This window comes from Xylophilus sp. ASV27, from assembly GCF_016428875.1.
Lineage (GTDB): Bacteria > Pseudomonadota > Gammaproteobacteria > Burkholderiales > Burkholderiaceae_C > Xylophilus.
Genome location: NZ_JAELTO010000136.1, coordinates 1 through 9,813, shown reverse-complemented (window position 1 = coordinate 9,813; position 9,813 = coordinate 1). Strand labels below are relative to the sequence as shown.

Annotated in this window: 4 protein-coding genes, 1 pseudogene and 1 CRISPR repeat array; all 5 genes and pseudogenes read right to left on the bottom strand. The window is 60.7% G+C overall.

The features are described from left to right. Positions 1–179 precede the first annotated feature (179 nt). A CRISPR array of direct repeats spans positions 180–4,231; the repeat unit is 28 nt; unit sequence TTTCTGAGCTGCCTATCCGGCAGTGAAC. Between the two features lie 137 nt (positions 4,232–4,368). Next, complete coding sequence (cas6f, locus tag JHD63_RS20135; protein ID WP_198972588.1) at positions 4,369–4,932, bottom strand: type I-F CRISPR-associated endoribonuclease Cas6/Csy4; 564 nt, start codon at positions 4,930–4,932, stop codon at positions 4,369–4,371. Between the two features lie 10 nt (positions 4,933–4,942). Beyond that, the gene (csy3, locus tag JHD63_RS20130) at positions 4,943–5,983 is read right to left on the bottom strand and encodes a type I-F CRISPR-associated protein Csy3 (RefSeq protein WP_198972587.1); all 1,041 of its coding nucleotides are present in this window, start codon (positions 5,981–5,983) and stop codon (positions 4,943–4,945) included. Between the two features lie 20 nt (positions 5,984–6,003). Beyond that, positions 6,004–7,065 carry a type I-F CRISPR-associated protein Csy2 gene (csy2, locus tag JHD63_RS20125; RefSeq protein ID WP_198972586.1) on the bottom strand — a complete coding sequence of 354 codons (1,062 nt, stop codon included), beginning with the start codon at positions 7,063–7,065 and terminating at the stop codon, positions 6,004–6,006. After that, positions 7,062–8,369, bottom strand: a complete 1,308-nt coding sequence (gene csy1 / locus JHD63_RS20120; protein WP_233168485.1) for a type I-F CRISPR-associated protein Csy1 — start codon at positions 8,367–8,369, stop codon at positions 7,062–7,064. The genes csy2 and csy1 overlap by 4 nt, the downstream gene beginning before the upstream one ends. Before the next feature lie 442 nt (positions 8,370–8,811). Continuing rightward, positions 8,812–9,813, bottom strand: a pseudogene (locus tag JHD63_RS20115) (type I-F CRISPR-associated helicase Cas3f); the annotation flags it as partial.

The window sequence follows — 9,813 nt, the reverse complement described above, 5'->3', positions numbered from 1 at the left end:
CCACCACAGACCACCAAGAAGGAGAAGGCGACCAAGAACTTATCCACAACGTGAGCGTGAAGTTCACGAACCAGGGTGGGTCAGATCGAGATGGAAATGGTGGGTTGCGGTTGCATGGAAATCAACACTGCCTATCCGGCAGTGAACGGCGCTCTCCAGAAATTCAGACACTACGGCTCTTTCTGAGCTGCCTATCCGGCAGTGAACCTGCGGCTGGCCGCAAAAAAGTTGCTGTATGTTTTCTGAGCTGCCTATCCGGCAGTGAACAACGAGGCTTTCCCACGCACGCCCGAGTACGCTTTCTGAGCTGCCTATCCGGCAGTGAACGGATCGCATCCAACTTCTATGAATCCCTCAACTTTCTGAGCTGCCTATCCGGCAGTGAACGAATCTGTACGGCATTTGCGCAGTACGCCGTATTTTCTGAGCTGCCTATCCGGCAGTGAACACCGGCATCACACGGCGGGCGGCCTGCTCTATGTTTCTGAGCTGCCTATCCGGCAGTGAACTTGCTTGCTTTGTCGATGTCGACGTGGATGTATTTCTGAGCTGCCTATCCGGCAGTGAACCTACCAATATTGCGATAACGGGTGATCTACGTTTTCTGAGCTGCCTATCCGGCAGTGAACGTCAAGGGCGTCAACGAGGCGGCCACACGCCTTTTCTGAGCTGCCTATCCGGCAGTGAACCGACATCGGCCACAGCCCCAGGACCAGCACCCTTTCTGAGCTGCCTATCCGGCAGTGAACGCCATGCGGGCCGTGGGCACGCTGCGACTGGTTTTCTGAGCTGCCTATCCGGCAGTGAACTATCGACGCCGCTCGTCGCCACGAATCCACCTTTTCTGAGCTGCCTATCCGGCAGTGAACGTGGACTTCGGCCGTGATCCGGCACTCACGTTTTTCTGAGCCGCCTATCCGGCAGTGAACCAGATGGTGACCGAGTCGATCGCCAGCGTGACTTTCTGAGCTGCCTATCCGGCAGTGAACGCGGCATGTGCAAGCCGATCACGTGCCCTGCTTTTCTGAGCTGCCTATCCGGCAGTGAACGACAAGGGCCTTGGCGCGGCTCTGTTCGGACATTTCTGAGCTGCCTATCCGGCAGTGAACGCGCACGCTGCCGGGCTTGGGCTGTTGGGACATTTCTGAGCTGCCTATCCGGCAGTGAACAGTGCCGCCGGCGCGGTGGTCTCCTGCATGTCTTTCTGAGCTGCCTATCCGGCAGTGAACGCTGTCGTCGCTCTGTTGGCCTCGTACACGGATTTCTGAGCTGCCTATCCGGCAGTGAACATGCTGGCGATCCTGGGCGGCCTCGCCCTCATTTTCTGAGCTGCCTATCCGGCAGTGAACATGGATAACGGTGTCTGCGTACCTGATAGCACTTTCTGAGCTGCCTATCCGGCAGTGAACCTTCTTGTCCTGGCGGCCGAAGGCTTCCTTCGTTTCTGAGCTGCCTATCCGGCAGTGAACTACCAAGTCAGCCGGGATTTGATGCGCCTCGCTTTCTGAGCTGCCTATCCGGCAGTGAACCTTGCAGCTGCGGTAGTGCATGTGGACCGGAATTTCTGAGCTGCCTATCCGGCAGTGAACCTGCTGCCAGTCAGCGTTGAGCGGGTCGGCAGTTTCTGAGCTGCCTATCCGGCAGTGAACACGCTGCAGGAACAAGAGCGCCTTGCCCGGCATTTCTGAGCTGCCTATCCGGCAGTGAACGGGCGGGAAGCGGCTCAGGAGCAGCTCTGCGATTTCTGAGCTGCCTATCCGGCAGTGAACCCCAAGCCGATCAGCCTGGACCCGATGGGCTTTTTCTGAGCTGCCTATCCGGCAGTGAACCTGACGCCGACCAGCAGGTCCAGTGCGCCGATTTTCTGAGCTGCCTGTCCGGCAGTGAACGCAAATGCCTCCAACACCAGCGTCTCGGGCCTTTTCTGAGCTGCCTATCCGGCAGTGAACGGTACGCCGCTGCCGAACGAGATCGGCAAGGTTTTCTGAGCTGCCTATCCGGCAGTGAACGCCACCAGGCGGGGCCGCCAGACTTCGTCGAATTTCTGAGCTGCCTATCCGGCAGTGAACTGCTGCGGGCTTGCGGCGGTGGTGGTGTCGGTTTTCTGAGCTGCCTATCCGGCAGTGAACGCCTGCCCAGCGGTGCATCGCGCCTGGGTGCGTTTCTGAGCTGCCTATCCGGCAGTGAACGGCGTGACGCTCGGCCAAGCCCACGGCGCGGTTTTCTGAGCTGCCTATCCGGCAGTGAACATTCTGGGCTGTGGATATGACCAAGCGCAATTTTTCTGAGCTGCCTATCCGGCAGTGAACGCGTGTGCGGAGCAATCTCGTGGCCGCTGGCAGTTTCTGAGCTGCCTATCCGGCAGTGAACCCTTGCGCAGGCGGGCGGTGTGGATCTCGGCCTTTCTGAGCTGCCTATCCGGCGGTGAACGTGGTAACGCCGTCTGCGGTCGCGTAGTTGTATTTCTGAGCTGCCTATCCGGCAGTGAACATCCCGCTCAAGGGCGGGCAGGAGTACGCGCTTTTCTGAGCTGCCTATCCGGCAGTGAACAGCAGCCGCGTTCGACTGGCGGCTACGTGCCTTTTCTGAGCTGCCTATCCGGCAGTGAACCTTTATCTGCCGCGTGCCTACACAGGGGTTGGGTTTCTGAGCTGCCTATCCGGCAGTGAACAGTTTCCGCGCCGAGGACCTGGCCGAGCGCCTTTTCTGAGCTGCCTATCCGGCAGTGAACGGATCGATTTCGAGTCGGTGTCAGCGCGCATGTTTCTGAACTGCCTATCCGGCAGTGAACCCGATGGCGTTGCTGCCGTTGCTGATGCCAAATTTCTGAGCTGCCTATCCGGCAGTGAACGGTTTGGATGTTCATGGGTTCTTCCGGGTGATTTTCTGAGCTGCCTATCCGGCAGTGAACCCGTTGCGCAGCACGCACTGCGCCTCAGGGATTTTCTGAGCTGCCTATCCGGCAGTGAACTTCACGCTTTCTGGCAAACCATGGCCACTCGCTTTCTGAGCTGCCTATCCGGCAGTGAACCGAGGACATGAGCGGCTCCAACCCATGCCGTTTTTCTGAGCTGCCTATCCGGCAGTGAACGGATATTCCTCCAGCGGCACGTCCTGGTTATCTTTCTGAGCTGCCTATCCGGCAGTGAACTTGGTGCTGCGCCGCTGGCTCTACATCCCGCATTTCTGAGCTGCCTATCCGGCAGTGAACGCAAACGCCTGCACCGCCTGAGACTTGAGCCATTTCTGAGCTGCCTATCCGGCAGTGAACGGCGAGTTCCGCGAGCTGCGCGACGCGCTGCATTTCTGAGCTGCCTATCCGGCAGTGAACTGGCGCGTGCGTGTGCGCGGCACGGACGAGCTTTTCTGAGCTGCCTATCCGGCAGTGAACGTTCGCATGCTGGCTGATGGGATGGCCTATCTTTTCTGAGCTGCCTATCCGGCAGTGAACATGTTGTTGAGGACCATGTAGAGGCTCCGAATTTTCTGAGCTGCCTATCCGGCAGTGAACTCGATGCCGGCGTCCGCCAGCTTGCCAATGATTTTCTGAGCTGCCTATCCGGCAGTGAACGGTCATCGCGCTCTCTGGTCCGAGTGGAGCCTTTTCTGAGCTGCCTATCCGGCAGTGAACGCTGGATCAAGCGTGGGTCGAGCGCATCACGCTTTCTGAGCTGCCTATCCGGCAGTGAACGCAAATGCCTCCAACACCAGCGTCTCGGGCCTTTTCTGAGCTGCCTATCCGGCAGTGAACTCCCGTCAGTCCTGAGCCTTGCGCAGGCGGGCTTTCTGAGCTGCCTATCCGGCAGTGAACGCGGTGCCGACCTGAGCGATGCCAACCTGAGCTTTCTGAGCTGCCTATCCGGCAGTGAACACCTTCGGCCTCGGCGTGGCTGACTACGGTAATTTCTGAGCTGCCTATCCGGCAGTGAACGGCTGGAACCAGCGCTGTTTGAACGCGCTGAATTTCTGAGCTGCCTATCCGGCAGTGAACTACGTCAGTAAGTACATCCTGAAGGACTTCGATTTCTGAGCTGCCTATCCGGCAGTGAACGGCCGCGTCGCGCACAGCCGGGTGCGCCGGCTTTTCTGAGCTGCCTATCCGGCAGTGAACGTTGAATGCGGTGACTACCTGATGGCTCTGGATTTCTGAGCTGCCTATCCGGCAGTGAACGGGCCGCCCAACGCAGGCGCAGCGCGGTGGGCTTTCTGAGCTGCCTATCCGGCAGTGAACAACACAGGAAAACCTGCAACCCCTTGAGCAGAAAAGGAAATGTTGGAGATCAGTGAGCTTTCCCCTTTCGCATGCAGGATCTCCAACTTCTTGTTTTTATTGAACTTTTTTTGTTGACCCAAAAAAGGGTCAAGAAATCAGAACCAGGGCACCGTGGCGCTCGGGCTCAATCCATAGGTAGAAAATTGCCCGGCCACCGGGGCATCCTGAACCGCCAGGTGCTCGATGAACAGCGCAAAGTTCTGGCCTGTGCTGCTACTGCGCAAATGAACGTGTGGCAGAGGCAGCAGGCGCTCCACCGTGTCCGGGATGTGCTGGCATGCCTCTTCATAGGTCCATCCCTTGCGGCGCATCTGCCGCCGGCGGATGCGATCGGCGTTGGAGTGCGATTGCACCCGGCGGACGATGCGGTGGCGGGCGTTTCCCGGCGCCGGCTGTGGCGGGGAGGCCATGACGTGGTCCTGCATGCCTTGCAACCAGGGCTGGGTGTACAGCACTTGCAGCCTTGTCTGTGTGCCGTGCAGGCGCAGATGATCGCCCAGCGTGACGCGACGGCCGTCGAACTGCGGAAAGCTCACGCCAATGTCGTCGGCCTGCGACTGCACCAGTGCATGGTGCAGTTTGGAGAAGAGCGTTCCCATCAACTGCGCTGTCGAAAACTCGGGGTCCTGCCGCAAACGGATATCGATGTAGTGGTCCATCGTGAATCCCTCAGTCCTTGCCGGCGTCGCCAAACACGCCGCCGCGGATCAGCGTGGCAATCACAAAGTGCTGCTGCTCCGCAGTGGGCACCTTGTCCTTGAGGATCCAGTTGTCCAGCAGCGAGTAGAAGTCTTCATTGCCCTTGGGCACGCGATAGGCCTTGCCGTGCGTGGTGACGGAGCCATAGGGCTCTACCGCGATAGGGCCCAACTCGCCTGCGCCGGCATACCAGTTGTCGATGGTGCGCAGAGCATTGCCGATCTTTTGCGAGTGAATGGCAGCGATTTCGCTCACGTGGTACAGCGTTTTGCTCTTGTCGCCACGCCCGCGATCCAGGATCAGCTCCTGCGAGGGGAAAACTTCTTGCCCGGCGCCCAAGCGTACGAAAGCCGTCACCTCCAACAGCACATGTTGTGTTCCCGACAGGCCTTTTGCGATCAGTGCGGCCACTTCGGCCAACGCTGTCCCGTGGTGAGCCGGCATGTCGAAGCCGCGCAGCGACAGCGCCAACGCGTCGAAGGTCCAGCTCGCTGCTGCCTTCCCGTCCACCAAGTGGGCAATACGCACCTCCACTTGCTCTGCTCCTACACGGTTGCGCCACAGGAAGCGGCCATTGGCCAGATTGGTGGCATAGCGCCGTGCCAACTCGCTAAAGCTGTGCGTTTGGACATAGCCTTGTACTGTTTCCAGCAGCTTCTTGCGGTAGTCGGCCTCATTGCAGGCAGAGGGGGTGCCGGTGCCGCCCAGCACGCGTAGCGTGAACCGAGTCTGCAAGGTGTCGGCATCGCTGGGCAGCGTTGCAACATCAACCAATTGAGGGTTCGGTGACTCAAACTTCATGTCGAGCTTGGCTGCGTCTGAGCCACCTCGTGTTTTCATCCGATGGGACGCGGTGCCGCGCACGGATTTCTCGCGCACGGCCACGGGTGTCCAGCGGGTGGCGTCGTCGCGCTGGGCCCAGGCGCCGGCGAAGAGCAACGCATCGGACGGGTCCAGCTTGCGTTCGAAGGCGAGGACGGAGGCGGTTTTGAGGGAAGTGGTGGTTGCCATGATGGGTCGGTCCCGTGAAATCAGTTGAAGGAGAGCAGCTTGTCGGCCGCATGGCCGGTTGGTGCGCTCTGTGGCACCGGCACCAGCGGCCGGTAGTCGTTGCGGCAGCGGTACAAGCCGGCATCGGGCTGGTGGTCGGCGTACCACAGCAAATCAGCCAGTCGCGTCAGGCGATGTGGTGCGATCCACTGGCCGGTGGAGTACAGGCTTTCCACAAAGCGCATGCGCGTGGTCTGGTCGCGGCCATGGCGAACGGCTCCGGCGGGGTAGAGACTTGACAGCGCGCCGTACCCGACGGGGATGGGCACGATCCAGCCATCGTCATGGTCGTGCTGCCATTCCACCTTGCCATCGGGGGGCGGCGCGCCACCAGAGGCAGGGCGTGGCCGCCAGTTGAACCGCGCCAGATCGAGCCAGGCATCCAGCGCATGCGCCTGGGGATCCTGGGCGCGAAGCTGGGCCAGGCGTTGCTGCAGCAGGTCATCGCGGCTGACCAGCGCGAAGCCCGGTAGCCACTGCCGGCGCAGTGCCCTGAACTGCTTCGCCGCATCTTCCGGGTCTTGCGCAATGCGGACCAGCTCCGGGCGGATGCGCCGCCCTGGTCCGCGTACAGGCGGAAGCACGCTGCCGCCAGCCACCCGCATGGATGCCACGATCTCCCCTACCCGCCGGGCCAGTGCTTCTTGCGCAGCTTCCTCCCGCAGCAAAGGGTTGTCCGACGGGCCGCCGTTGACACCGATCACCAGTGTGATATCCAGGTGGATGCGGCCTTCTTCCACGATGGCGGCCGTGCTTCCATCCTTGCCCACCGGGTTGCGGCTCAGGTGGAAAGTACGCACGTAGCCCGCGTCGTTGACCTGCTCCTGGTGTGCATGGCAGATAACGCCAATACCGACCGGTCGCAGTGGAATGTTCTCTGCGGCCAGTTTGCGCCCCAACGCCCATGCAAAGCCCAAAAAGGCGCTCATGGCAGGAAAGCCATGCGTCATGGGGCTGGATATGGCATTGGCGTTCTGGATACGCAGGTGGGGCAGCACGAGCAGGCCCCCACAGTGCGGCAGAGCTGTTGTGGTGCCAGTCATGCTTTTCCCTCCCGTGCAGGGATATAGGTGGGGGCGCCGAGCCGGCCGCGCATGCCATGCAATGCGCTGGCCCAGCCCGTGTCGCGCTCGTCCACCAGCAAAGCCTTCTTCCACTCGCGCTGAGTCACTTCGCTGCCGTGCAGCAAGTTGTCCAACTGTTTGTTGAGCCAGTTGCCGAAGCGGTGGCCAATCTGTGCAGGCCAGTCCTGCTGCATCCACTTGGCAAGAAAGTCGGCTTCGTCCGCCAGCGCTGCACGCTCCGGGTCCAGCCATAGCCGCTCGGCTTCGTGCAAGTCGCAGCGCTTGTCCGCACTCCATCCGGCCTCCAGCCCGTGCTGGAATCGGCCGGCCATTTCCAGCAGCTCATCAATCAGTGCCTCGATGGCTTCGTCCACTCGGTTGCGGGTGTCTTTGTTGGGAGACGGGTCGGATTTCAAAAAATAGAGGAGGTCTCGCACGATGGTGCGGACTTCCTTGCGGTACCCGTACACCTTCTCGAATACCGAGTCCATGTGCCACGGTGTGCTCACGTCCTGCGATTTCCACGACGGTGGCAGCGATCCCAACAGATAGTTGCTGCCGCCCCGTTCGCTGTTGAGCTGCGAGATGTTCTGTGGCTTGGTACCCCCGAGCTTTTGCACGGCCAGGTTGGGGTAGTGGTGGTAGGCGCGGCCATGCTCCCGTTTGTCGCGGCGGGCTTGCCACGCTTCCTTGTTGGCGTCGCCAAAGCGGTAGTCCTGCAGTGTCGCGAACGCCGCGTGGGCCAGAGAGCTGGCATACAGCGGAGCCAGCAGATGGTAGGCGTCGTCGTATGTGGGATCGGTGCCTTCGGCCAGCCAGTACAACTGCTTGGCCTGCGTGTGGCTGGAGACCGCATCGCCGCGTGGTTGAGTAAGGCCCACAAACGCGTCACGCCACGCCGTGGCCTGCGCGGCATCGTCGCTCAATGCGGCCTGCGCGTCGGCATCGCCCGCCAGCAGCCATTCGAGCAACGTGCGGCCATCCACGTCCAGCTTGAGCAGCTTGTAAACGTCGAGCGCGGCGGCGTTGCCCACCACGTCGCTGGCGAACTGCGGGCCCAGTACGTGGCTGCCCAGTTCTGTGCGCTGAGGCAACTGGCTGGGCGGAACATACAGGTTGGTGCCCCGCGCATCGGGATGGATGGGCTTGAGCGAATGGGTCACCGCTTGGATCTGCGCCACACGGCGAGCCGCGTCAGCCAGCCATGTACTGCGCTGATGCTGTGCCGTCAGTGCTGTACGTTGAGGGTCGTCGGGCGGGAGCTTGTCGGTCTTGATGGCCAAGCGTACTTGCAAGAACGCTTCAATGGCCGCGCGGACGCGCTCACGCCGCCCTGAAGAAGGGGGGGCAGACATAGGATTCCTTTGCTCTTGACGAGCAGAAAGTAGAATCCCCTGAGCAACCAATGCCCAGGGGCGTTGAGAAAACGGGTTAAGCCGCGATCAACGTAATAACTTTTCGTGTTTGATAAACACAGGGTCCTCCTATCGGCGCAGCTAGGCAGCTATTGGTGTAGAACTGCCCAGACCGCTCCAACGGTCTGGGCAGTTTGCATTGTGGGGGGTCTTCCGTTGGTTGGTCAATACCACTGCTCTTTTTCTTTTAAGCCACTGCTCTTTCGCTCGATGGTACATGCGGCAGCTACACTGTTCGGCACTGCCGCATAGGCAGCTCAGAAAACTGCCCTTTTGCTTTCGGGCACCTTGTTCACTGCCGCATAGGCAGCTACCGTTCCTTGGAGAACCCCAGTAAGGGGTGGAATCTCCACCCTTGCGTCGCGTTCGGCAAACTGACTACCGCAAAGCGGCGCGCGCATTCATAGAGCGACAGATCCAGTGCCTCGGCATGCTCACGCAGCGCCGCCATGAAATCGACCTCGCCCCATGGCGCAATGCGTTCGCCTTGAACCGCCGTTGGTGGCACACGGTGGTTCTGGCTGCCATCCACCTGCACATAGTCCGGTTCTCCCCGGCGATCCCCTTTGACGACCCGGTGCAGCTCATAGTCTTTTTCATCCTCCTTGGGAAGCAACACCAGGTCCAGACGGAGAAGCGGGTCGTACCGAAATGGCTGTTGTTGCACCAGCACGCCGGACAGATGCGCATCGGGCGAAAGCCAAGAGGTGGCGGCGCTGAGGGGTGCCGCAGGGGCCGACGGTGTAATTGCTTGCGGCAGCATGCGCGCTGCCAGCCGCGCATGTTCCAGATCGACCAGTCGTTCCCGTGGGGCCAGCGGCACATCGGTGCGCGGCAGGATGCACGGGCGGGCATCAATGACGTCCTGCTCTTCAGGTGCCAACAGGCGTTGAAGGTCATGGTGCATGAGGCGGAAATCGTGGTCGTTCTCAAACCCCGGTTTGCAGAATGCAGCTTGCCCTGGGTGATCGAAGTGACGCAGGTTGTGATTGAAGATCAGCAGGTTGGGTTTTTCCACGGGCGCGGGCCGGTGGCGCCGGATACGGCCGGCCAACTGGATCAACGATCGCATGGAAGATGGCTCCACCACGGCCCAGTCGTAGCAATGGTCCCGACCCACTTCACTGACTGGAGACGCGAGCACGATGAACAGCTGATCTTGCTCCCCATGAGCATCCAGGCGTTGTCGAATGTCGGGCAGATCGAATACGGCAAATTCCTTGCGGCGGTCGAGCGCTGTGTCGAGCCGGTACTCGATGGCCGAGCGCATCAGCAGTGGAAATTGCGAGTGGTATACGCACAGATGGATGCG

Coding starts and splice junctions, on each gene's coding strand:
- cas6f (WP_198972588.1), bottom strand. CDS start 4,932: ATGGACCACTACATCGATATCCGTTTGCGGCAGGACCCCGAGTTTTCG.
- csy3 (WP_198972587.1), bottom strand. CDS start 5,983: ATGGCAACCACCACTTCCCTCAAAACCGCCTCCGTCCTCGCCTTCGAA.
- csy2 (WP_198972586.1), bottom strand. CDS start 7,065: ATGACTGGCACCACAACAGCTCTGCCGCACTGTGGGGGCCTGCTCGTG.